Raw genomic sequence first — 21283 nt, 5'->3', positions numbered from 1 at the left:
GCCCCCTTACGCATGTATGGATTTGAGTAGTGCCAGCGAGTCCATGGGCGAGAGAGCGCGGGCGTATGCGTCCCACGCCACGCGGTAGACACCGACGCTGTCGCGGTCATCGGTGAACTGGCCGCCGTCCAAAACTTCACGACAAACGACATCGGGCAGTTCCTGCGGCGCCAGGCGGTAGATCGTGAACGGCTCTGCCGCTGGCTGTCCGGTGGTGGTGAGCGGCACGATCTGGAGGGTGAATCGTCGACGAGACGTCAGGTAGATCAGGTGATCGATCTGCTCACACAGCACCTCGGGATCGCCGCTCACCGACCGGCAAAAGATCGATTCGTCCAGGATGACCCACAGGCGCGGACGCTCTGGGGTGGCGCGGTGCAGCACTGCCTGCCGACGAGCAAGCAGACTCAGGCCCACCTCGTCGCACCCACGCGCCTGGGCATAGCCCGGGGTCTGGAGCAAGTCCGGGATCCTGTGGGGGGCGTAGATCCGGATCATTGTGCTGGACTCCGCATAGGCGATGGACGCCTGTACCCAGCCCGGCAGTTGGAAGCGGTACGGGTGCCACCAGGGGCGCGCCGCCGCCTTCTCGGCGAGGTCGAGGATCGCTGCGATCTCGTCGTCGGCTGCCCCGTAGAGCCGCAGCAGAGCCTCAATCGTGTCGGTTTTGGGTTTCCTCGGCAGCGTGCCGGCCTCCCAGCGCCAGAGCGATGGAGCGCTCAGGGCGGTTTCCGATACAGCGGTTTCCACCGAGATCCCGGCGCGCTCGCGCCAGCGGCGCAGCAGTTCGCCGACCTGCTGGCGCAGTACATCGGGGCTGGCTGGGCTGGCTGGGCTGGCATTGGGCATGCGCGAGCACTCCCGTCCGTGGCCGGAACGTGTTGCTACATTTGATTCTCTCAAAGCTGTGGACGGCAGTTAACACCCATAACCCAACAGGCGCTAGGGACCGTGCGCTAAATCTTCACGGGGCTCCGCTGCTTTCCAGACAGTCATGCAAAGCCCCACCCCGGCCGGTCCGTCCTCACCGTCAGCGGGCGGCCGGGGGGAGCGTGGGTGGGCAGCTGGCGCGTGTCGGTCCGGCCGCCCACCCTTTCACTCGGGCTGTGGCCCGATTCAGCGCGGCAGCGGGCCGGGGTTGGAGTCAGGCACGATGAACCCCTGAAGACGGCCGGCCTCGGTCGCGTCGTCCTCGGCCTCCGCCTGAGCGGTCCGCATGGCGGCGACCAGCTCGGCGTACCTCGGGTCGATCCACTCCATCGGTGTGCTCCTCTCTTCCGGTCCGCAGCTTACGGGGCGGGTCAGCCCTTGGGCTTGGGGATGATGACGATCGGGCCGCCGTCGTCTGAGTGCTGGCACTTCGCCGCCACGGCAACGAGGGGCTTGTCCGGCGCTGTCCACAGCTCTTCGTCGGGGGTGAATCCCGCCTCCCGCATCATGGCCTGCGTACGTGTGAGGATCGCCGGATCGTAGTTCTCCGGGTCGTAGCCCGGCGCGTGCTCCACATAGTTTCCTCGCCGCGCGCACAGTGCCTTGTACAGGCGGGTGTGGAGGATGAGGGCATGCCATCCCTCGTCGACGACCCGTGACGGTGTCAGTGCCGCTTGCGGGAACTCCGCGGCGGTGAGGACGAACTTGGCTGCCTCGTCGACGATGCGGCCCGCCATCTCGGCCGTCATGTCGGGGTTGGCATCCATGACGGTCTGGGTGACGCCTTGTCGCTGTGCGTCGTCCAGTAATGCCGTACGTTCGGCCATGTGCCTGCCTCTCTGAGTGGGGTGGTGCACGGTCTCCGTCCCGGTCGCTGGCCGTCCAAGCGCGCGATCCGGGGCGGGGGCCTTTTCGTGTGGGGACTCCGCCCCGCGAGCCCCATCTCGGGGCCGGAGTCCCTGCCCTGCGGTCGGCGGCCGTGACTGGCTGCACCGACCGCAGGGTGCCTGGGAGGGCGGGCCGCCAGCGCGAAGCCGTGCCCGGGGCGGGGGATCCCCGGACCGCCGACGGCCCACCCGGTCTATGGGGTGGACGGATCGCCCGCGATGCACAGGGCTACGACGGCGGCCAAGACGCCGAGCATCGCGCCGAGGACCACACCGGCGCGGGCTGCCCGGAAGCACCACAGGGCGGCGCGCACCGTGACGGGTTGCCGGCGGTGCCTCATCCGGCATCACCTGACCGGGCCTGCCGAGCGGCGGAGCTGTACGCGGCGAGCAGTGCCTCGCCCGTCTCGCACATGGCGGCCGGTGTCTGGCACGCCAGGCAGCACGCGGCGTGCTCGATTGCTGTGCGCCACTCCTGCTCTGCCGTGGGCAGGGCGGTGGTCTGCTTGCTGGTCATCAGGCTCCGGCCTCCGGGCCGCAGCGCAGCGCGTCCAGCAGCACCAGCGGGTCGTGCCGCTGGTAGTCCGGGGCGTGGGTCGGGCAGGCGTAGATGATGCCGCCGCCGAGGCTGCCACCGTGCTCCTGGCCGACGATCACCGGTTCATCCGTCGGCAGCTGGCAGCGGAAACAGAGCTGCCGCCCTTCGACGCGGGGCCCGAGCTCGGCGTGGTCGGCGGCGGCCAGGGCCTCCCACAGGAGTCGGGCGTTGGTGAGGTAGCGGTCGGGGCCGAGCGGGACGCGCCAGTGGATGCGGGGGCCGTCGTGCCAGTCGGCCGGGGGCACACCGAGGTAGGTGACCTCGTCGACCAGCTCGCACAGGACGCGGGTCCCGCGGAGGTGCCAGCTGGCGGCGGAGCCGATGGCGACGAGCCAGTAGAAGGTGCCGTGGGCGTCCTGGATGACAGCACCGGTGTCGTCGCCGAGGAGGGCGAGGGCGCGTTCACCGACGGGCGGCGAGACGCGGACCGCGTCCCACGACTCCCCTACGCGTAACGGCTCGACGTCCGTAGCGGCGGGTGGCGTCCAGGGCAGGGTGTTGGTCGTCATGGTCGGCTCCATGCAACGGGTTTGTGTGCTGACCGTCACATCGTGCCGACGCGGCAAGACTCTGGCGTCCACAGACTGTGAACACCAGGGTCCTTGACCTACAGTGATCAGTGCGCTACACGCCGCACCACAGGGAGAAATCCCGAAGCGGATCTGACACTCGCGCCCGAGCCCGCCGCAACGCCGCAGCCGTCTCATGCACCTGCGGGTGATGCCGCGTCATCTGCGGCGCCACCTCCCGCGCCTTCACCAGCGAGGCGAACGCCTCATCGTGCCGCGCCGTCCACACTTGAGCCCGCGCCAGGTCGATGTAGAAGTGCCCAGCCCGGCCCGGCGGATAGTCCTCCGGGATCCGCACCTTCGCCGCACGCTTCAGCGCCAGCCCATGCTTATCCCGGTCGGCCGCAGCAGCAACCGCGTGCAGCTCCACATTCGTCGGACCGAACGTGAGCTCATAGGTCCGTGTCTCCCCGGTCTCCCGGGCGATCCCCCGCGCCTCCTCCAGCCATGCGTCCGACCCATCCTTGTCGCCGCGCCTCGACGCCAGGATCGACCCCTTGAGGTGTAGTGCGCCCCGTACTGCACGGGTCTCCGGACTGCCGTCGTCGTCAAGGTCGCGAAGCGCCTGATCCACCAGGCGCAGACCAACATCGACGCCCGGCCGGCCGCTCTCCACCGACGTCTGGGCACGCATCCACCGCTCAACCGCCACCTGCCGGGGGTCCCCGGACTGCACTGCGGCATGCGCCATCCGGGACAGCGCGAGCCGGGCAAGGTGCATCTCCCCAACCCGGTACGCCACCCGCCACACCCCGCGGGCTGCCTCGGCCTGAAGCCCGTGCAACTCCTCCCGGGTCCGGCCGGGCTGGTCGTGGAGGTGGATCGCATGAACGATCTCGGCCAGCAGCGGCGGCAGGTTCTCCGCCAGCCCGCCGAGGTTGGCGGCCGCGCGCATCTCGACCGTGTCCGCCACGGCGGCGCGGAGCTCCGCCAGCGGGCGCGGCGGAGGCGCAGCCGGGTCCGGCGCCAAGTCCCAGTTGTCGAGGGCCCCTCCGAGGGGCTCGATCATACGGTCGATGCGGTCCTGTTGGAGCTGCTCGCGGTAGGGCTGGCCGCGCAGGTTGGAGACGCCCACGTCGAGGGCGCGGGCGACGGCGGCCACGATTACCTCGCTGGCGTTCCGGTCTCCCTTCTCGATCATCGAGAGCATGGAGGCGGAGACGTGAGCGCGTTGGCTGAGCTGACGTAGTGAGTAGCCGCGGACGGCGCGCAGCTCGGCGATGCGCTGTCCAACTCCACCGGTGTGTTCGTCAGTGCCGTATGGCATTCTGAACTCCGTTCTGTGCTGACACTCAGAACGGTACCGCTGGACGGCTCCTGCGGTATGGCCGATTGGCCCCTGCTTCGGCGGGGGCCGTCGTGCTTCCCGGGCATGACGAAAGGCCCCCTCCGGCACGAAGGCCAGAGGGGGCGATCGATCATCAGAGGCGGCGTCGGTCCGGGGCGAGTGCGGCTGGTGGCGTCAACGCCGGACTGGGCTCGGGCGCAGGGGCTCCGTCCCTCCTACACACCAGCGCATCCGGATCATCCGGCGGCGGCTGGAGGCTGTATCCATCCGGGCACGTCTGCCCATCCTGCCCGGCCCGGCCGTCCGCGCCATCCTGCCCATCCGCGCCCGCCGGACCCGGGGGGCCTTGCGGACCGGCCGGACCACGCTCGCCCTGCTGCCCGGCCGCGCCATCGGACCCATCGGCCCCGTCGGAACCAGGCTTGCCCGAAGACCCCGCCGGTCCCGACGGGCCAGGGCTGCCCGACGTCCCATCCCGACCCGCCCGCCCAGGGCTCCCCTCAGGCCCGCGCGGGCCCGGGATCGGCACCGGCACCTCCGCCCGCGCCGGCAGATCCTCCACCGCACGGGTGGGGTCTGGCGCCTTCGGGGTGTCGCCCTTGGCCTGGATCTGAGCCCGCAGCACCCGCACGTCCCCGGCCAGCGTGCTGACCGCTGTGCCCCGCCGGTCGGCCTCCGCCGCCAGATGGTCACCGCGGCGGTCGGCGGAGTCTATGCGCGCCCACACCAGCAGCACCGCGCCGCTGATCGCCACCAGCCAGCACGCGAGCGCGATCGTGCGCCAACGCTGGGCGAGAGCTCGCTGAGTGCGGGTCACGGGGAGCCTCCGAGTTGAGTGATGATGCCGCGCAGTCGGGCGTTCTCCGCCTCGGCCCTCGCCCGCTCTGCGGCCTCGACAGCCAGGGCCGCGCTCTTCTCGGCCAGCTCGACTTTCTTCGTTGCCAGCTCCTCCTGGAGCTGGTCAGTCAGGCTGGTATAGCCAGTGATCGCGTTCTCAGACCGCTTCCCCAGGAACGTCACCACCGCTGTAGCCAGCCCGCCGAGGCCGACGAGCAGAGCGCCGAGGGCGGTAGCGGCGGTGGCGTCCAACAGGGCCTCCTACAAGGCGGACGGGCCGCGCGAGGTGTGCCGCGCCTGGTACCCGGTGAGGAAGGCGATCCCAGGCGGGACGAGAGCGATGACGATCACCTGGAGCCAGCCGGGCAACGGATCGAGCAGCGACTCGTCCGCCGCGACCGAGTTGAGGACGGCGAGAACGAGCGAGACGAGGAAGGTCGCGGTGGTCGCGGCCTTCACCTTCGCCTCGACAGGAGCGGACTGTGCCATGGGTCTACCTCACTTCTTGATCCGGAGCTTGTCGCCCGGAGTGATCAGCGCGGGGTTGAGGTCGATGAGCTGAGCGAGCGTGAGCCCGTGGGCCTCGGCGATCCCGGTCAGGGTGTCCTTCGCCTTCACCGTGTACGTCGTCGGCTGGCTCTGGCCGTTGTCCCAGCCCGCCGGGTGCTTCAGCCGCTCCGCGATCCGGCCGCGCATCCCGGCCATGCCGAACCCCTTGGGGTCGATCTTGTCGGCGGACCACTCCAGATGGCCGATCACCGAACGGGCCGTCCAGCCGTGCGCCCGGCAGATCGCCGCGCTCACCCGCTCGATCGCCTCGAGCTGGGCGTCCGGCCACTCGTCCTTGCCGTTGCCGAGGTTGATGCACTCGAAGCCGTAGAAGTGCCGGTTCCCGTCGGTACCGTCCGTGTTGCCCTTCGTCGGGGCCGGGGGCCGGTCGCCGTAGTCCTCGGCGACGACGCGGGAGAGGACCGCCGGATCCCCGCCGCCCGCGTGGTTCGCCCGGCCGTAGCCGACCAGGTGCACGGTGCCGTCCTTGGCGATCACGCCATGGCACAGCGGGCCCGGCAAGGCCGTGTAGCCGTTGCGGCAGATGTCTACGGATGCCTGCGTGCCGGAGGTGACGGTGTGGTGGACCATGACACCGTTCACCGGGCCCCACGGGCCCTTCGAGTTGCGGTTGTGGTGCCGCCAGTCGCCGACCTCGACGACGCGCACGCCTTCCTTCCTGAGCGCGGCGAGGAACTCGGCAGCGGACAGTGGTTCGGCCATGCGGATACTCCTGGGGAAGAAGGAACGCCCCGGGCCGGGTGGCACAGGGCGAGAGGAATCAAGCGGTGAGGTCACACCCGCTCCGGCCAGTGCCAAGAGCCGCCGTCCCGCGCGCCCTCCGGCGCCTCGTCGAGGACGCAGCCGCCAGCCGCGAGCGGGTGGAAGAACTGGCCGGTTGGGTTGGCGACCATGAGGCCAACGCGGTCGGGGTCCGTCGGGTCCACCTCGGTCACGATCGCGGCCCGGCACTGCTGGGTGAACGCCTGGCTGCCGTCCGGACGGACCGGGGTCCCGTGGCTGACGTAGTGGACGACGCGGCCGACGCTGGGCATCTGCTGCATGGGAGTGCTCCTGGTGTGAAGGGGGCCCGGCCGACTGGCACGGGGCGGGCGATCAGGCCGTGGTGCTATCGGTCACCAGGCCAAGAGTGGAGAGCGCAGTGAGCAGCGACGCCAGAGCGGCATTACCGCCTCGGGACCCGGTGATCGTGGGTTTGCTGGCGGCCGTGGCTCCGTAGAACCCGAGCGTGCTGCCGAGGTGCCGGAGGGCCAGCGCGACGATCAGGCCGTCGTCCGTGCGCAGCGTGTCGGCCGCGGACCGGTACAGGTTCGTGTCCCGGGCCGCGTTGCCCGGGCCCCACTCCTGCTTGCCGTCGCCGTAGATGCGGTGCCGGTCGAATCCGTCGCCGCTCACGAGCGCCCCGTAGGCGACGTTGCCCGCCGCGGCGGCGGTAGCTGTGGCGCCGGCGGCGAGCGACAGCAGCCCGGCGATCGAGAGCGTGCCGGAGATGCTTCCGCCGGTCTGGAGCAGGTACCGCAGGTCGGCCAGAGCCTGTGTCAGCGCGCCGATCGCCGCGGGGGTGAGCGGGTCTGAGCCGCCGGACGCGTGGCTCCCAGCGTGCGCGGTGGGCGTGCGCGCGTTAGTGAGTCTCGGGTCGGTCAGCGGGACATACTTCCCAGCGGCGTCCAGTCGGTCACCGTGCGGATCCATCGCAGCCACGTGCGCGGACACCGCGGTCGCGGCCGTCCCCTCCGGGTCAGCGTCCACGTCCGCAGCCGTCAGCGGCACATTTCCGGTCGCCGGGTTCGGCTCCACCCCGGCCACCGTAAGCGCGTACTGGATCAGCGTGGGCAGGACCTCGACCGTCGCTCGCTCTGGGAGGTCGATGCCGCCAGGAGCGTCGGCCGCGAGGACCTCGAAGGAGAACGGGGCGGACGGAAGCCATGTGCCATCGTCAGCGCGCACCATGCGGACTGCCGAGTACGTCAGGCCCTCCGGCTCGGTATCGGGGTCGTTCGCCGCGGCGAGGCGGACCGTGCAACGGCCCTCGTTGTCGTACGTCCCGATGACCGGCACGACGGCTTGCGCCACATCGTCGTTGCGGATCACCCCGGAGGGGAGGAAAACGGTCCGGCCGCGCGCCGGTGTCTCGTCCGGGCTGAGGACGTGATCGCGCACCTCGACGTAGGTGAATGCCATGTTGGTTGCCTCCTCTCGGTCAGGTCAGGTCGGTAGCGCTGGTGGCCGGCGAGGTGGAGCTGTCTGCCAGCGCGCCACCGGTGAACTGGGTTCCACGCCAGTCGTTGCCGCTCCGGGCGATGTTCGTGCAGGTGTTGGAGACGGACAGGCCGTTGATGGCCTCGTTGCCGCTGCCGTTGGGCCGGGTCTTGTTCCCGGTCAGGTGAATGCTGGAGGCGTTCGTGCTGATGCGGATCCCATACCAGGTGTTATTGGTCTGGCGCCCCGGCGACTTGATGTAGTTGTTCTTGACCTGGATGTCCGAGCCGTCCTGGACCAGGATCCCGTTGTTCGCGGGATACATGATCGAGTTGGCGTTCAGGCTGGTGTGAGTGGTTGTGACGGAAGTGATTCCGTGACTGCCCGGGGCGTAAATCTCGTTCCCCGTGACGTTGCCGTTGGTGCAGTCCTCCATTGAGATCGCGGTTCCGGAGACATTGCTGATGGTGTTCCCGGACACGGAGAACCGCTCGGCCCTTTGCAGTCGGATTCCGTTCTCGTTCGCTGTCGAGTCGTCTATGGAGTTGCCACTGATGGAGAGGTTGAGGATCTGCCCCGTGGTCTCCCCGAGGGCGACGATCGGCTCGTCGTAGCCGCCGCCGAAGCGGAACGTGTTGCTACTCACGGCGAAGTTCTTGATGGACTGGGAGGCGTTAGTCTGCGTCCCGCTCGGGTCCTTGGTGTCCTCGGTGTCGCTGGCGATGACGGACCGGATGCGTACCCCGGAGCCGCACGACGAGAAGGTGTTGCCGGTGACCGTGACATCTTCCCAGTTGTACGCGCTGACGCCGTACTGCAATACCGACTCGAAGGTGTTGCCGAGTACGCGAATGCGGCGGTGGAATTTGGTGATGGTCGCGCTGTGGGAGCCAACTCCGCGCGGCCAGGCAGTCGTGCCGCCTGTACCGCTCGCCCCGAAATAGCAGCCCTGGATCAAAATGTCCTCGGCCGGAGTGTGATCGTATGGACCAAATCCCCCAAAAACCCCGGAGGACTTCGCCAAATCCAGCTGAATCGCCTCGCTGAAGTCTCTGGCCCCGGGATCGACGTACCCGCGGAACCGGCAGTTGAGGATGGCGCCCCGCTTGGTGCTGTTCAGTTCCACGGCGTGGTAGCCGGGGAGGTCACGCACCTCCAGGTCGCGGATGGTGATGTCCTGGCAGTGCCCGATGCTGATGCACATCACACTGCCCGTCAGCCCCGCTGTGGTCCCCCTCATATTCCACAGGCCACCCTCGACCGTGATATTCGAGTGGCCGGTGTATCCGCCGAAGTTCTGCCCCGCGTCGCCGTTGATGAGCATCGTCTCGGCCATGTTCCGCCGAAATTCCGCACCCGGCAAAAGGGTCAGCCTCGTGTTGCGATAGATCCTCAGCGGGAGCGACGACAGCAGATACACCCCTGGCGGCACGATCACCCAGCCGCCGCCGGAATCCCGTGCGTCGTTCAGCGCCAGCTGGATCGCGGGCGCATCGTCCGCGGCACCGTCCCCGAGCGCCCCGAAGCTCTTCACGGTCGTCATCTCCGACAGGCGCGCCAGCATGTAGTTCAGCCGCCCCGCAGTGATCGGCAACGCGGGATGCCACTGGTCAACAGGCGTGGTCAACGGAGCCTCCTACAGGGCGGCAATGGCGGGGGCCGCGAGAGACAGCGCGGTCCCCGCGGCGTGCGACTTGGTGATGCCGTTCACCGACCGGACGACGGTGAAGGTCTGCGGCGAGCTGGTGCCGGAGACGGCGGTGATCGCGACCCGCTCCCCGCCGAGCATGACGTCCACCGGCAGGTACGCCCCGCCGGTCGGCCAGAGCGGGCCAGCGGTCACGGCTACCAGCAAAGTGGTGGCGGCCTCGTTCACCGGCGATGACAGCTGGCTGCCGTCGGTGTCGGCGAGGTACACGATGCCGGTCAGCGCATCGTCAGCGGCGAGCGCGACCGCCCACGGGCGCGCGGGCGTGCACGTGTAGGTGATGTCCCACCGGCCCGGCAGGAACGACTCGGCGTAGCCCTGCGCGATCTCGTCGATGGTCTCCGGCGGCAGCCACGGCGGCGGGTTGGCGATGGTGAGCCGGTCGCCCTCCACCACCGCGGCCGCCGCACCCGCCAGTAAGGCCGGCGCCTTGGCCACGTCCACACGCACGCTCGGATAGCGCAGCTCGTCCTGTGTGCCCATCCACAGCCGCCACCAGGCAATCGGCTCGGCCTGGTCATCGGCGGCGAGGCTGAGGCTCACGGACTCGTCGTACAGGCCCACGCCCGCGGGCGGCGGTTGCACGGACAGGGGGCCCGCTTCGAGGACCGCGCGGGCAGCGCTGCCCCCGATGCGCTGGACCGTGACGTCGTTGCGCACCTCCGCGTCATCATCCTGCGGCTCCAACGGCGGGGCCAGCCCCGGACCCTGGTAGTCCAGCGCCAGCGCCGGAGGCTGGCTGTAGAGGCTCGTCCTCGTCCGGTACCGCAGCGCGAGCCGGTCTCTTTGCTCGCCGAGGATTCCCCCGTCGGTGTCCGCGGCCTGGCCGAGCAGGTCGAGCAGAGTGGCCGGCCGCTGGGGGCCCATTGCCGGGGTGTCCTGGGCGGCGCCGCTGATGACCAGTGGCACGCCCTCCTCCTGGCACAGGCGACGCATCCGGGCGTGGGCGGTCTCGCCTGCGAATCCTTCGTCGGCCAGGTCGTAGATGGTGGACTGTACGACGCTCATGACAGCCAGGTGGCCCATGCTCAGGTCGCGTTGGTCGATCCCTGCGCCCGGGGCGCACTGTACCGACGTGACGTGCCCGGCGGTGACGCCCGGCACGACTGTGGACAGGCCGCGTTCCTGCACGCCGATGGTGATCCAGTTGCAGTGAAAGGTGGTCGATCCGCCGGACGTTGAGGCCCGCAACTGGAGCCGGTTCCACGCGCCGGTGAACAGGGCGGTGGGCGCGATGTTCATCACGATCGTGGACACGCCCGTGCTGGTGATCCCGTACAGCCGCACGTTGCTCGGCCGTGCCTCGATCCGAAGCGTCGCGTAGGTGCCGGTGGTGCGCACTTCCAGGATCGTCGCCGCCACCGCTGGGTAGTCGGAGAGCTTGTAGACGCATTCCACCCGCCACGCCCCGTCCGGGCCCACAGGCACTTGGGCGCCGATCGCGCCGGCGGTGCTGACCTTGGGGAGCGCGGACGATCCGGCGAGGGTGTCATCGCTGGCGAACTCGATCCCGTCGACCACCATCGGCTGCACGCCCGGCATTGGGCTGTACGCCTGGGTGGCCTCACGCTCCTCCTCCATTGGCCAGTACGCGAGCAGCGCGGGCTCGGCGGGGATGCGGCGCCGCAGGGTGGACGCGAGGGGTTTGACACCCTGCCCGAGGCGGCGGGTGATGCCGGATGCCTCCAGCGGCACCCACACGTCCTTACCGGACACACCCCAGCGGGACGGCCAACTGCTGACTTCGCCGACGAAGCGCGTCAGCCGGTTGGTCACCGTGGCGGTGCCTGCCAGGGTCCAGACGTGGCCCGTCGCATCGGTGAAGGAGGCCGCCCCGGGCGTCACCGCGGTGAAGTCAGGGCTCGCCACCACCGTGCCGTTGATCCCGCTGCGGACCTCGAACCGGTAGCCGGAACCGGTGAAGGGAACGCGGGGCGGGTTGGTCGTGGCATCCGGCGAACCCACCAGCAGAGGTGCGGTACCCGAGTAGATGGAGGTTGCCGTGGTCTGCACGACTGGATTGCCGATCTGCGTCCACGGCCCTGCTGTGCTGCGCGCCCAGTAGAAGGTGACCGTCCGGCCGCCGGTGCCGTTGTCTGCGTCCAACGTGGCGCGCAGCGCGCACCTGTCGGGCAGGGTCGGCAGCGTCACGGCGGCGACCAGGACCGCGACGCCGTTCTCGGACCACGAGAGCAGTAGCTGCTGGTCGAGGACCCGCAGCGCGTAGGAACGCTGGTTCGTCGCCCCGTCCCACTTGCCGATCAGGACTTGGTTGAGGTCGCTGGCGGTCCAGTCGATCTCGACCTCGGCCCGCAGGTCGATGTCACCGATGATGTCCAGCGGCGCCGTATCCGGGGTGGACACGACGCCGGATAGCGAGCCGTCCAGGACCAGCCGCGGCGTCTGCCCGGCGACCGTGACCCGCAGCGGAGTGTTACGGCCGATGAGCCCGTAGAGGGGACTCCGCGGGTTCTTCGGCGAGTAGCGGCCGTCCTTGTTGTTCAGCCCCACCTGGCAGCGCGCCGGGTCCGAGCGGGCCGCCTCGTCCCGTCGGCCCCGGCTGATGCTGACCTGCTGCCGCCGGGTGAAGGTGTCGCCGGTGACGTCCGTCCAGGTGTCGCCCACCTGGATCTCGACGCGCAAGTCAGGGAACGCCATCAGGTACCTCCGAAAGCGACTTGGACGTTGCCCCGCCCTTGGACACGGACGGTCTTGCGGAGCCAGCGGGTGAGGTCATCGCCCCCATCGGAGGCGTCCACGATGACCCGCACCACGGGGGTCTGCTGCGAAGTGGCGGCCCCGCCTGCCTGCGTGCCGGGCGTGCCCGCGCGCGGGGCGGTGAGCGCTGCGGTGCCGCCCTGTCCGACCGTCAGGGCCGGGGCGTTGCCGTTGAGCGCGTCCTGCCCGGCCTGCGCGACCCGCGCCATGGCGCCGGTGACAGCGCCCTGTTGCTGGGTGATGCCGTGGGCCCAGTCGCCGATCAGCGCGCGGCCGGAGTAGGTGGTGTAGCCGCGCCCCGAGAAGGGGCCTTCGCGGGCGGGTGAGAAGGGGAAGAGGTTCCGCACCTTGCCGACGAGGGACTTCGCCTTGTTGTACAGGTCACCGGCCTTGCTCACGATTCCGTTTATGAAACCGCTGATGAGCGACCGGCCACCGTTGTACAGCTTTGAGCCCAGGTTGCCCAGCGCGGAGACAGCCCGGCCCGGCATCCCGCGGATCCAGCTGATCGCACTGCTGATCTTTGCGGTGATCGCGGAGACCATGCGGCTTCCGGCGGAGGAGGCAGTGCTCGAGAGCCGACCGCCGAGGGATGAGATCGCGCCGACAGCACGGCCGGGGAACGCCTTCAGCCAGGTAAGCAGGGCGTTCCACTTGGCGACGGCCCAGTCCTTCGCGGCCCCGAACCAGCCCGAGACCATCTCCGGGATGTTGGAGAACCAGCCGATCGCGGCCATGATCCCGCTGACTGCACCAGAGATGAATGACTTGATCGCGCCCCACACCGCCATCACGACGTTGCGGAAAGCCTCGCTCTTCTGCCACGCCACGACGATGATCGCGACCAGCGCCGCGATCGCCAGCACGACCAGGGCGATCGGGTTCATGGCCATGACCGTGTTCAAAATGCCCTGCGCGATGGCCCAGCCGCGGGTCACGGCGGTCACGATCGCGCCGTACATCGCCCACAGCTTCATGCCCAGCGCGATCGAAGTGATTCCCACGGCGATCACGGACAAGACACTGGGCGGGATCGCGTTGATCACCCCGGCCAGCAGCGTCGCAAGCTGGGCAGTCACCCCGATGAGCGGCGACAGAGCCACGAACACCTGGAGCGCGGCACCCGCGAGTGTGCCGAACAGCTGCGCGCCCTCGCGTGCGGTGTCCATGAAGGCGGCGAACCCATCCGAATCCTTCAGCGACTGGCCCCAGTTCGCGAATGCCTCGGACATGCGCACGAGGCCGCCCTCGACACCGTCGCTGGTGGGCAGGAACGCCTGGAGGAGCCCGGCGAATCCGATCGCCAGGTTCTTGATGACGGTCAGGAAGTTGTAGAGCGCCGGCCCGGCAGCCGCAGACATGTCCGCGGCCCACTGCTTGAAGCCCGCGGACTTCACCCCACGGGCGACATCGTCCAGGAACCGGCCGATGGCTCCGGCCGCTGCCTTCACGAACGGGGTCAGGGTGGGCAGCAGGTCACGGAGGATCTGGATGCCCTTGGTGAACAGCGGCATGGTGGTGCCGCTCATCTCGTCGGACCACGTCTTGTAGTCCTTCTTCAGCCCGACGAACTCCTTGGCCGTCGCCCTCGTCGCCGGAGGTAGATCGTTGAGCGCATCGGTGTACTCCTGTTGCGCCTTCGCCGCCTCCGCTCCGCCCTTGGCGGCCGCCTCCTCGGCCTTGGCCGCCAGCTCGGCGACATCCGTGACGGCCTGGAGCTGCGGCTGTGCCGCGAGCTGGAAGGCTTTGACCGCCAGCCCGGCCGCGGCCGCGCCGGATGCCAGGCTGGCGAACGCCACGACGGCCCCGGCAAGGGCCGGCACACCTGCCCCGACCGCGGCGATAGCCGGGCCCACCCGGCGTATGGCCTGGGCGGCCAGATCGGCGTGGGCGCGGATGCCGTCGGACAAGCCGCGCCCGGCTGCGTCTCCCTCGGAGACGAAACGCCCCCGCAGGTCGCGGAGGGTGCCGTCCGCGTCGCGCTGGAGGCCGCGGAGGCGGAGCGCAGCGCGGTCGAGGCCGTTCTGCCAGCCGGAGTCATCAGCCCGGATGAAACCGACCAGTTCGCCGATGCTCAGAGCCACGATGCGCCTCCCCTCGGCAGCTTGGGGACCTTGGGGTCAGGAGGCGCGAAGTGCCGGGACAGGCGGCCGTCAGCGCTGAGGAGGCCAAGGATGCGTAGCCGAAGCCACCGCCAGGACCGGGCCCGGAGGATGCCGGGCTCCTCGGTGTCGATGCCGTAGACCTCGTGCAGGTCGCACTCGATCAGCGGCCACTGCTCCAGCAGGGCGGCCCATGTCAGGTCGTCGCGGCCTTTCGGCCTTTCCCGGAACCCTTGCGGCCGCTCGTACCACTCGTAGAGCCCCGTCGTTTCGTCGCGCTCACCGCAGCCGATCCATTCTTCTTGGCCTTGGCCCGGCGCTCCGCCCGATTCGGGGCCAGCTGAGAAGGGTCCCCAGCCGCCTTCCAGTACTGCTCGGCGGTGTCGATGCCGCTGACGATCCAGAACATCGCCGTGAGCCCGGCGTGCCGGAGATGGGACCAGTTGACGCCGTCCTCGCGCAGCTGCTCAAAGACCGGGCCCAGGCACAGCTGAAGAAGGTCGCGTTCCTCGTCGTCGTCGAGGAGCGTGGTGTCGATCGCCTCGCCTCCTTGGACGAGCCGGGCGGCGAGGGTGGTGATGCGCTGCACCCGCAGGCCATCCTCTGCGGACGGGCTGGGGATGCGGTACGTCTTGCCCTGGATAGGAAGTTCGAGCGCATCGTCGAACAGCTCGTCCAGGGCCTCGAACCGGGCCGCCACGTCAGGCCGCCAGCGGATTGGTGATCTGGGACAGCGGTCCGTTACCGGTCAGCGTCACCTCGACCTGATCGAGGTCGTTGGTCTCGCCACCGGACGGGGCCCACTCCACCAACGCCGAGCCCTGGTACGCCTCGGGGAGGCCGTTGCGGTCCATCCACCGCACCGGCACCTCGGAGTCCGCGCCCCAGCCCATCGCGACGGCGCGGAGCTTCTCGTGGACCGGGTGGTAGGCGGTGAAGTCCGTCGAGGTCTTGCGGTTGAACGTGGCCTGCACCTCCCACGCCTGGCCGGTCTTGGTGTTGCCCGCCCAGCCGTCATCGTCGTACGTGGAGCTGTCCTCGTGGTTGGGCTCGGCCGACCACTCGAACGAGGTGATCGCGGGGCACAGCTGCCAGTCCGCTGCCTCAGCGGTGCCCATGTTGACCTCGAGCCGCCACCGGCGGGCCAGGGCAGTCACGGGGGTGGGGGTGCTCATCGCACGGTCCTCCTCATGTTTCGATCAGAAGCGGCGCGGGCCTGACCGGCCGCAGGTAGTAGTTCGCGGTCAGCTCTTGCCGCCCCCGGTCGTCCGCGCCGATCCAGGCCAGCGACTGCCGCCACATCAGGGCCACGTGAATGCCGCCGAGGGTGGTGTGCTCGCGCATGTGCAGCAGCTCGTACACGGCGTCCTCGCGTTCGAGGAGCACCCGAGGATCCGGCCCGGCCCGGAATCGGATCTGGATGCCCTGAACTACGTCGGTAGTGCCACTGCTGTCATCCACCGAGTACGGAGTGATGGCGATGATCTGGTCCGGGGCGTCCGGCACGGCGGTGACCGTGATGCCGACCTCCGCCGCGGTGTACGCCCCGTTGGCGTGCCAGGTGCCGATGCCGTCGGCCGCGAGGAGCTGCGCCAGGCCCTCGACGAGGGGGATGGTGTAGCTCACCGCAGCCACCGGCGGATCTCGGCGGCGATGATCTGGAGGACCCGTTCCCGTTCCCGGTTCATGGGGTCTTCCAGATACTTGGCCTTCCTGCCCGGTGCGTGCCGCCAGGTCAGCTCTTCGTGCTGGCGGCGGGCGTAAACGGTGTCGTACGAGACGGCACCGGAGAGCGTGGCCTCATCGACCGTCGCCGTACCCGACCGCTCCAGCGTCCCCTCATCGAGGGGGACTTCCTTCTTCGACTCCGCCAGCACATGCTCGGCGGCGAGCTGTAGGCCGCGGGCGGCACGACGACGGCCGCCGCTGGTCCACAGGCGACGGCCGTTGTAGGTGAGGCGCGTGTACTGCGTCATTCGAGCTGCACCTCCAGGTGGTCAGGGGTGGCCAGGCCGCCGCCGTCTCGGCGCAGGGCGTTGATGACGACTGTCTTCCGGCCCTCCGGCAGCGTCACCCGGGAGCCAGGCGGCGCCACCGTGGCGAGCGGGCAGAACGCGGTGCTGCTGCTCGTGGTGTCGGCTCCGTCGGCTGCTCGCACCATCCGGGTCTGCTCGTCGAGGAAGCACCGCACCGTGACCGGCGAGGCGTACACGTCGCCGTACGCTCCGGACCCCTCGTATGCCTCTACCTGGATGCGGTGCCGCAGCAGCCAGTTGGGGACGGCGCTCACCAGCTGCACACCGCCCCGAGCTGGAAGATGTCCGGAGTCAGGTCCGGGCTTTGCAGTTCGTCGCCCACCTGCGGGGCGATTTCACGAGCGGCTGACGCGGCGCCGGATGCCGATCCGGACCGAGACAGGCTCACCGAGCCGATCCCCACCGAGCCCCAGCCCACCCCGGCCGCGCCGATGCTGTCGCCCAGCTCGCCCCACCACTGCACCTGAGCGCACACCGCCCGCTGGATCGCCTCCAGCACGACCGTGTTGATGGGCATGCCGTCGGTGTCGACGTCGTACCAGCACAGCCGCAAGACCTCTGCCTCCAGCATCCGCGTTGCGCGCGCGAGCAGCTGGTCGGCGTCCTCGGGCGGGGCCTGCCCGGTGTAGTCCTCGAGGTCGTCCGCCGTGGCGTAGATCCTGGCCACCAGGCACCCCCTTACGCGCTTGCTCCGATGAGGACCACGTCGTATGTCACCGACGTGCTGCCGCCGGAGTTGGCGACCTTCAGTAGGTCCCCGGTCGTGGCGGTCACCGCGTAGCAGGTGGCGTCGGCCGTGCCGGTGCCCACGCCGATGAACGAGCCCGGCCGCAGAGTGACGGTGCCGGTCGAGTTCAGCAGCGTCGCCCACGTGTTGGACGAGGCCGCCCCGATGACGACGTTGTTGCTGTTCCCCGCCGAGGCTGCGATGTAGAGGCCCTTGATGCGGGCGAAGGTGATCGTGGCCCCGAATGCGTCCAGGAGCACGCCCGCCAGGTCGAGATCCTCGCTCGCGGAAGCTGGCAGTGTGCGCCGGTCGCTGAACAGGCGATCGGCCTTGCCCGCACCGGTGCCCGACGCCAGCTGAACGGCCCGCCGGACCGTCAGCGGCGCCGAGCCCGTTGCGAGGTCGAGCGCGCTGGTCTGCTCGGCCGAGGCCGATACCGAGATGCTGCTCGACAGTCCCATGCCAGTCTCCGATCAGCTCGCGATGACCAGCGGCACGTGCCGCTTGAAGGCAGGGTTGGCGATCGTGGCCGGAGCCGTCCCGGTCAGCGAAGAACCGGAGGTCTGGGCGAGGTTGCCCTCGCCGGTGAGAAACGGCTTCGCCCCGACCGAGCCGACCAGGGTAGGCACCGTGGACGCAGTCACCGACAGCGCCGCGTAGTAGATGCCCGACTTGGTGATCCGCTGCGCGGTGGCCAGGGCGAAGGTCTTGGCGGTGTCGGCCGCCCACGCCTCGGAGGTCTTGTCCGCGGACTGCGCGAGGAGCGCCCCGGCCCCGTTGTAGAGGGCGGCGAACTGGTTGGACAGGGTGGCCCCAGCCGTGCCGCCGGAGGTGAACGTCAGATTGGTGATCAGGTCGCCGTCCTGGAGGTAGATGGCGACCGAGCACATGACGCCTGACGCCGCGGTGGCGGCGTCGTCCAGGCCCGTGCGCGGCAGGTTCGCCCGGTGGAAGGTCACCTCGGGGTCGGGGCGGCCGGCCGAGTTCAGCCAGCCGAGATCGTTGCGGGGGTTCCCGCGGAATGTGCCGAGGACAGTCACTTCGTGTCTCCCTGCTCCTGCTCGCCACGGGCGAGGATCGTCTTACGGGCCTTGCCGTTCTTCTCGGCGTCCAGGACACGCGCGGTCTCGTCCTCGTCGGCGGTGTCGAGGTAGGCGAGGACGTCGTCGACCGAGTGCTCACCCGGGTCGAACGCCTCGTCGCCGTCGCCCGGCTCGCGCTGCGTCGTCCCCGTCTCCTGGACGTGCTCTTCCTCGGTCTGCTCGTTGGCCGGGGCGACGCCGTAGCCGTGCCGCCGGAAGTACTCCAGCGCGGCGCGGCCCGCCTTGTCGGTGTCGTCGACGTAGCCGGTGCCCTTGGAGAAGGTCACCCCGACGGACTCGCCGGAGAAGGACCGGACGGGAGCTTCGATCTGGTAGCGCATGGCTCACCGCACCTTCACGTTGCGCAGGACACCGCAGGACTTCGTGTTGCGGAGCACCGCGGCGACCGGGCCCATCTCGACCTCACCGGTCTTGACCGCACCGGCCACGGTGAAGTCCGGCAGCCACGTCTGCACCAGCGGGGTACCGGCCATGGCCGCCCCGTGGAAGGCATCCAGGCCGAGGCTGATGGCGTAGATGTCGGTCAGGCCGCTGATGACGCCGCCCGCGCCGCCGCCGTCGGTGTCCGCCGAGCGGATGGGGATGATGGGGGCCGATCCGTCGGCCCGGTCGCCGAGGTCGACCAGCACCCAGTCGCCGTACCGCTCGATCAGGACGCCGAGGCTGTCCCGGTCGGAGGTGTACTGCGCGGCGCGCCGCGCGAGGGACTTGATGCGGGAGATGGACTTGGTGTTACCGAGGATGGCCTTCACCCCGGCGGGGACACTGCCGTCGGCGCCTGTGTCGCCGGAGCCGGTCTGCGAGCCAACGATCCGTGACAGGAAGTCGTCGAACGCATCGAAGGCCGTCATGGCGATGTCTTCGGTGGTCACGGTCGCCGGGGACCAGTCGAGGTAGCCGGTGCTGATGCCCTCGTTGAGCGGCAGGTACTCCGTGCTCTGGCCCGTGAGCGCCTTGTCGAGGCCGTCGAACCCCGCGTCGTCGACCGCAGTGTCACCGAGGATCATCTCCTGCTGGAAGCGCGTGCGCACCGAGGTGAGCTTCTGCGACATCTGGAACATGATCTCGTTGGTCGCCGCGGGGCCGAGGTTGGCGAGCTTGCGGTCGACGTTGAACGCGCCACCGAGGGGGTGGAGCTCGACGGTCTTCCGCTCGCGGCTGGCCTGGTTCGGCACGTACTCCTCGTTGAACCGGCGGAACGCCGCGCTGCTCGGGGCGAGCAGGCGCGTGTAGCCGTAGGTGAGGGAGCCGCCGCCGGTGCCCGGGGTGACGGTGTCGTCCCAGACCATGTTGTTCAGCAGCCAGCTGTTGCGCCGCAGGTTGTCGATGACCGCGTAGTCCACGTCGGCCTGGGTGTTGATCGCCGCCTGAGCGAGCGTCACGGGCATGGTCTCTCCCTGGTGTGTCAGGTCTGGTAGTGATCGCGAATCGCGCTCGCGAGGCCGCCCTCGCCGCGCTTGCGGGCCCCGTTCTCGCCCGATCTGCCGTTGAGGTCGGCGCCGGATCGGCCCGCAGGCTGGGCGCGAAGGTTCGGATTGCGGCCGAGGGCCTCGTTGATGGTCTTCTCGACCGCCCTGTTGAACGCCTCGGGATCCGAGGTGTCGAGGCTGTCGATCGCGTCGCAGAACGCCCGGCTGTCGAGCAGCGTGTCCGCGTTGGCGCCGAGCCGCTGCGCCGTCTTGAAGATGTGCAGCTCGATCGCAGCCGAGGCGGCCTGCTCCTGCGCGGCGGTGAGTTCGCCGGTCGTCTGCCGCAGTTGCTCGGTGAGCTGATCTGGCGTGGGCGGCTGCTCGCCCTCGTCCAGGCCAATTGCCTTGCTGATCGACGCGAGGAGTTCCTGTCGAGCCTCGTCGGCAGCGTTCCGCTTCGCGACCACGCGCGCTTTGCCAGCTTCTTCGCGGGCCTCGCGGATCACCTTCGCGACCGGGTCCGGCAGGGAGTCCACCTTGCCGTCCCACTGGAAATCCGCCCACGGATCCTTCGGCTGGGACTGCCCAGCCTGCTGCCCGGAGGGCTGCGCAGGCTGCTGCCCTTCCTGCCCGGTGCTCGCGGCCACAGCCGCCTCAAGGCTGCTGTCACCGCCTGCGCTGCCGGATCCGGATTCGCCGCCGTCCCCTCCGTCGGCGTAGACGACGGGGGAGAAAGAGCCGTGGCCGTAGGGGTGTGCCCAGGCGGAGCCGTCAAGGCGCTGCCTGGCAAGAGTGCGCTTGTGCATGGTGGTGCCCTCCTGGGGCATGGGTGAGAGCCCGCGCCAGGCGGGCCGGTTGGGTCCTGCGGTTGGTCAGCGGCGCGCGACGGTCCGGCGGCGGGCTGCCTCGACGGCACGCCGTTGGATCACCTCTTGCCGGGTTCTCGCGTCCGCTTCCTTCGGCAGCCGCTCGTCAAGACGGGCGAACATGTCCGGTCGGGCTACGAGACCGGCCGCTGCACGGTCGATGTCCTGCTGCTCCTGCTCTGTCGACGGAGCGGTCCTGGCGGAACGTTCCTGAGCTTCTCGCTCTCGTTCTGCGCGCACCGTTGCGGCTGCCCACTGCCGTACGGAGGCCGCGCGCTGCTGACTCTCACGGGACTCTGGGCGCACGATCTCGCCAGAGCCGGGGACGACCCGACGGTCGCCGCGTGAGCGCTGGATTTGCTCGATCTGCCATTCCGGCAGGTCTCCCCGAACGACGCCCTGCCGTCGTGCTTTCTCGATGGCGCGGCGCTTCAACACATCCTCGCGAGACGCGGCGTTCTCCACCTGCGGTGTCTGCGCGTCGGCTCGGTTGAATGCTTTCTCGGACCAGAGGTCAGCGACGAGACGACCGACCTGGACTCTCTCCTCGCGGGTCATCTTCCTGTCCGTCGCACTCGGTTTGCTGCTATTGCCCTTGTCGCCTTTGCGACCGGTGACAGCGAGCTTCTTGAAAGCTGCCGCGCCGTGCTTCTTCCGGCCGATCCACGCCGCAAGTGCCTCGGGGTCGCGGGCGCCTTGCTTCGCGAGCTTGGCGACGAATGCTTTGCCCATGGCT

27 protein-coding genes are annotated in these 21283 nt (G+C 69.5%); all 27 read right to left on the bottom strand.

The window, feature by feature from the left end; translation table 11 throughout:
- Positions 1–6: 6 nt before the first annotated feature.
- On the bottom strand, positions 7–849 hold the full coding sequence (locus JK363_RS26525; RefSeq protein WP_201877846.1) for a helix-turn-helix domain-containing protein: 843 nt from the start codon (positions 847–849) through the stop codon (positions 7–9).
- Positions 850–1116: 267 nt separating this feature from the next.
- Positions 1117–1260, bottom strand: a complete 144-nt coding sequence (locus JK363_RS26520) for a hypothetical protein (RefSeq protein WP_201877845.1) — start codon at positions 1258–1260, stop codon at positions 1117–1119.
- Between the two features lie 41 nt (positions 1261–1301).
- Positions 1302–1757, bottom strand: a complete 456-nt coding sequence (locus JK363_RS26515) for a glycine-rich domain-containing protein (RefSeq protein ID WP_201877844.1) — start codon at positions 1755–1757, stop codon at positions 1302–1304.
- 254 nt (positions 1758–2011) lie between these two features.
- Positions 2012–2158: a hypothetical protein gene (locus tag JK363_RS26510; protein ID WP_201877843.1), complete on the bottom strand. Its 147-nt coding sequence runs from the start codon at positions 2156–2158 to the stop codon at positions 2012–2014.
- Positions 2155–2334 carry a hypothetical protein gene (locus tag JK363_RS26505; protein WP_201877842.1) on the bottom strand — a complete coding sequence of 60 codons (180 nt, stop codon included), beginning with the start codon at positions 2332–2334 and terminating at the stop codon, positions 2155–2157. The genes JK363_RS26510 and JK363_RS26505 overlap by 4 nt, the downstream gene beginning before the upstream one ends.
- Positions 2334–2924 (bottom strand): hypothetical protein, encoded by a 591-nt coding sequence (locus JK363_RS26500; protein WP_201877841.1) that lies wholly within the window; start codon positions 2922–2924, stop codon positions 2334–2336. The genes JK363_RS26505 and JK363_RS26500 overlap by 1 nt, the downstream gene beginning before the upstream one ends.
- A gap of 115 nt (positions 2925–3039) precedes the next feature.
- On the bottom strand, positions 3040–4251 hold the full coding sequence (locus JK363_RS26495) for a helix-turn-helix domain-containing protein (RefSeq protein WP_201877840.1): 1212 nt from the start codon (positions 4249–4251) through the stop codon (positions 3040–3042).
- A gap of 834 nt (positions 4252–5085) precedes the next feature.
- Positions 5086–5361 carry a hypothetical protein gene (locus JK363_RS26485; RefSeq protein ID WP_201877838.1) on the bottom strand — a complete coding sequence of 92 codons (276 nt, stop codon included), beginning with the start codon at positions 5359–5361 and terminating at the stop codon, positions 5086–5088.
- Between the two features lie 9 nt (positions 5362–5370).
- On the bottom strand, positions 5371–5598 hold the full coding sequence (locus JK363_RS26480; protein WP_201877837.1) for a holin: 228 nt from the start codon (positions 5596–5598) through the stop codon (positions 5371–5373).
- Positions 5599–5607: 9 nt separating this feature from the next.
- Positions 5608–6381: an N-acetylmuramoyl-L-alanine amidase gene (locus JK363_RS26475; RefSeq protein WP_201877836.1), complete on the bottom strand. Its 774-nt coding sequence runs from the start codon at positions 6379–6381 to the stop codon at positions 5608–5610.
- Between the two features lie 71 nt (positions 6382–6452).
- A complete protein-coding gene (locus JK363_RS26470) occupies positions 6453–6722 on the bottom strand; it encodes a hypothetical protein (protein ID WP_201877835.1) in 270 nt (89 codons plus the stop codon).
- A 52-nt stretch (positions 6723–6774) separates the two neighbouring features.
- Complete coding sequence (locus tag JK363_RS26465; protein WP_201877834.1) at positions 6775–7860, bottom strand: hypothetical protein; 1086 nt, start codon at positions 7858–7860, stop codon at positions 6775–6777.
- Between the two features lie 19 nt (positions 7861–7879).
- Positions 7880–9505 carry a right-handed parallel beta-helix repeat-containing protein gene (locus JK363_RS26460; RefSeq protein WP_201877833.1) on the bottom strand — a complete coding sequence of 542 codons (1626 nt, stop codon included), beginning with the start codon at positions 9503–9505 and terminating at the stop codon, positions 7880–7882.
- A gap of 9 nt (positions 9506–9514) precedes the next feature.
- On the bottom strand, positions 9515–12244 hold the full coding sequence (locus tag JK363_RS26455) for a hypothetical protein (RefSeq protein ID WP_201877832.1): 2730 nt from the start codon (positions 12242–12244) through the stop codon (positions 9515–9517).
- Complete coding sequence (locus tag JK363_RS26450; protein WP_201877831.1) at positions 12244–14388, bottom strand: phage tail tape measure protein; 2145 nt, start codon at positions 14386–14388, stop codon at positions 12244–12246. Before JK363_RS26450 ends, JK363_RS26455 begins: the two co-directional genes overlap by 1 nt.
- 214 nt (positions 14389–14602) lie before the next feature.
- A complete protein-coding gene (locus tag JK363_RS26445) occupies positions 14603–15106 on the bottom strand; it encodes a DUF7426 family protein (protein WP_201877830.1) in 504 nt (167 codons plus the stop codon).
- Position 15107: 1 nt separating this feature from the next.
- Positions 15108–15581: a phage tail tube protein gene (locus JK363_RS26440; protein ID WP_201877829.1), complete on the bottom strand. Its 474-nt coding sequence runs from the start codon at positions 15579–15581 to the stop codon at positions 15108–15110.
- Positions 15582–15594: 13 nt separating this feature from the next.
- The gene (locus JK363_RS26435; protein ID WP_307821874.1) at positions 15595–16032 is read right to left on the bottom strand and encodes a minor capsid protein; all 438 of its coding nucleotides are present in this window, start codon (positions 16030–16032) and stop codon (positions 15595–15597) included.
- On the bottom strand, positions 16029–16382 hold the full coding sequence (locus tag JK363_RS26430; RefSeq protein WP_201877827.1) for a minor capsid protein: 354 nt from the start codon (positions 16380–16382) through the stop codon (positions 16029–16031). Before JK363_RS26430 ends, JK363_RS26435 begins: the two co-directional genes overlap by 4 nt.
- On the bottom strand, positions 16379–16696 hold the full coding sequence (locus JK363_RS26425) for a hypothetical protein (RefSeq protein WP_201877826.1): 318 nt from the start codon (positions 16694–16696) through the stop codon (positions 16379–16381). Before JK363_RS26425 ends, JK363_RS26430 begins: the two co-directional genes overlap by 4 nt.
- Positions 16693–17109, bottom strand: coding sequence for a head-tail connector protein (locus tag JK363_RS26420; RefSeq protein WP_201877825.1), 417 nt, complete (start codon positions 17107–17109; stop codon positions 16693–16695). The genes JK363_RS26425 and JK363_RS26420 overlap by 4 nt, the downstream gene beginning before the upstream one ends.
- An 11-nt stretch (positions 17110–17120) precedes the next feature.
- On the bottom strand, positions 17121–17630 hold the full coding sequence (locus tag JK363_RS26415) for a hypothetical protein (protein ID WP_201877824.1): 510 nt from the start codon (positions 17628–17630) through the stop codon (positions 17121–17123).
- 12 nt (positions 17631–17642) lie between these two features.
- Positions 17643–18209 (bottom strand): hypothetical protein, encoded by a 567-nt coding sequence (locus JK363_RS26410; protein WP_201877823.1) that lies wholly within the window; start codon positions 18207–18209, stop codon positions 17643–17645.
- Positions 18206–18592 carry a hypothetical protein gene (locus JK363_RS26405; RefSeq protein WP_201877822.1) on the bottom strand — a complete coding sequence of 129 codons (387 nt, stop codon included), beginning with the start codon at positions 18590–18592 and terminating at the stop codon, positions 18206–18208. Before JK363_RS26405 ends, JK363_RS26410 begins: the two co-directional genes overlap by 4 nt.
- Before the next feature lie 3 nt (positions 18593–18595).
- Positions 18596–19660: a major capsid protein gene (locus tag JK363_RS26400; RefSeq protein WP_201877821.1), complete on the bottom strand. Its 1065-nt coding sequence runs from the start codon at positions 19658–19660 to the stop codon at positions 18596–18598.
- Positions 19661–19677: 17 nt separating this feature from the next.
- Positions 19678–20487 (bottom strand): hypothetical protein, encoded by an 810-nt coding sequence (locus JK363_RS26395; protein ID WP_201877820.1) that lies wholly within the window; start codon positions 20485–20487, stop codon positions 19678–19680.
- A 66-nt stretch (positions 20488–20553) separates the two neighbouring features.
- On the bottom strand, positions 20554–21279 hold the full coding sequence (locus JK363_RS26390) for a hypothetical protein (protein ID WP_201877819.1): 726 nt from the start codon (positions 21277–21279) through the stop codon (positions 20554–20556).
- Between the last annotated feature and the right edge of the window lie 4 nt (positions 21280–21283).

It is taken from the genome of Streptomyces coffeae, from assembly GCF_016741875.1.
Taxonomy (GTDB): Bacteria; Actinomycetota; Actinomycetes; order Streptomycetales; family Streptomycetaceae; genus Streptomyces; species Streptomyces coffeae.
Note: the sequence above shows the minus strand (reverse complement) of the source record. Positions and strands in the feature narration are given on the sequence as shown.

Excerpts from the sequence above, each read along its gene's own strand:
- JK363_RS26525 (WP_201877846.1), bottom strand. The coding sequence starts at position 849 with ATGCCCAATGCCAGCCCAGCCAGCCCAGCCAGCCCCGATGTACTGCGC.
- JK363_RS26520 (WP_201877845.1), bottom strand. The coding sequence starts at position 1,260 with ATGGAGTGGATCGACCCGAGGTACGCCGAGCTGGTCGCCGCCATGCGG.
- JK363_RS26515 (WP_201877844.1), bottom strand. The coding sequence starts at position 1,757 with ATGGCCGAACGTACGGCATTACTGGACGACGCACAGCGACAAGGCGTC.
- JK363_RS26510 (WP_201877843.1), bottom strand. The coding sequence starts at position 2,158 with ATGAGGCACCGCCGGCAACCCGTCACGGTGCGCGCCGCCCTGTGGTGC.
- JK363_RS26505 (WP_201877842.1), bottom strand. The coding sequence starts at position 2,334 with ATGACCAGCAAGCAGACCACCGCCCTGCCCACGGCAGAGCAGGAGTGG.
- JK363_RS26500 (WP_201877841.1), bottom strand. The coding sequence starts at position 2,924 with ATGACGACCAACACCCTGCCCTGGACGCCACCCGCCGCTACGGACGTC.
- JK363_RS26495 (WP_201877840.1), bottom strand. The coding sequence starts at position 4,251 with ATGCCATACGGCACTGACGAACACACCGGTGGAGTTGGACAGCGCATC.
- JK363_RS26480 (WP_201877837.1), bottom strand. The coding sequence starts at position 5,598 with ATGGCACAGTCCGCTCCTGTCGAGGCGAAGGTGAAGGCCGCGACCACC.
- JK363_RS26475 (WP_201877836.1), bottom strand. The coding sequence starts at position 6,381 with ATGGCCGAACCACTGTCCGCTGCCGAGTTCCTCGCCGCGCTCAGGAAG.
- JK363_RS26470 (WP_201877835.1), bottom strand. The coding sequence starts at position 6,722 with ATGCAGCAGATGCCCAGCGTCGGCCGCGTCGTCCACTACGTCAGCCAC.
- JK363_RS26465 (WP_201877834.1), bottom strand. The coding sequence starts at position 7,860 with ATGGCATTCACCTACGTCGAGGTGCGCGATCACGTCCTCAGCCCGGAC.
- JK363_RS26455 (WP_201877832.1), bottom strand. The coding sequence starts at position 12,244 with ATGGCGTTCCCTGACTTGCGCGTCGAGATCCAGGTGGGCGACACCTGG.
- JK363_RS26440 (WP_201877829.1), bottom strand. The coding sequence starts at position 15,581 with ATGAGCACCCCCACCCCCGTGACTGCCCTGGCCCGCCGGTGGCGGCTC.
- JK363_RS26430 (WP_201877827.1), bottom strand. The coding sequence starts at position 16,382 with ATGACGCAGTACACGCGCCTCACCTACAACGGCCGTCGCCTGTGGACC.
- JK363_RS26415 (WP_201877824.1), bottom strand. The coding sequence starts at position 17,630 with ATGGGACTGTCGAGCAGCATCTCGGTATCGGCCTCGGCCGAGCAGACC.
- JK363_RS26405 (WP_201877822.1), bottom strand. The coding sequence starts at position 18,592 with ATGCGCTACCAGATCGAAGCTCCCGTCCGGTCCTTCTCCGGCGAGTCC.
- JK363_RS26400 (WP_201877821.1), bottom strand. The coding sequence starts at position 19,660 with ATGCCCGTGACGCTCGCTCAGGCGGCGATCAACACCCAGGCCGACGTG.
- JK363_RS26395 (WP_201877820.1), bottom strand. The coding sequence starts at position 20,487 with ATGCACAAGCGCACTCTTGCCAGGCAGCGCCTTGACGGCTCCGCCTGG.
- JK363_RS26390 (WP_201877819.1), bottom strand. The coding sequence starts at position 21,279 with ATGGGCAAAGCATTCGTCGCCAAGCTCGCGAAGCAAGGCGCCCGCGAC.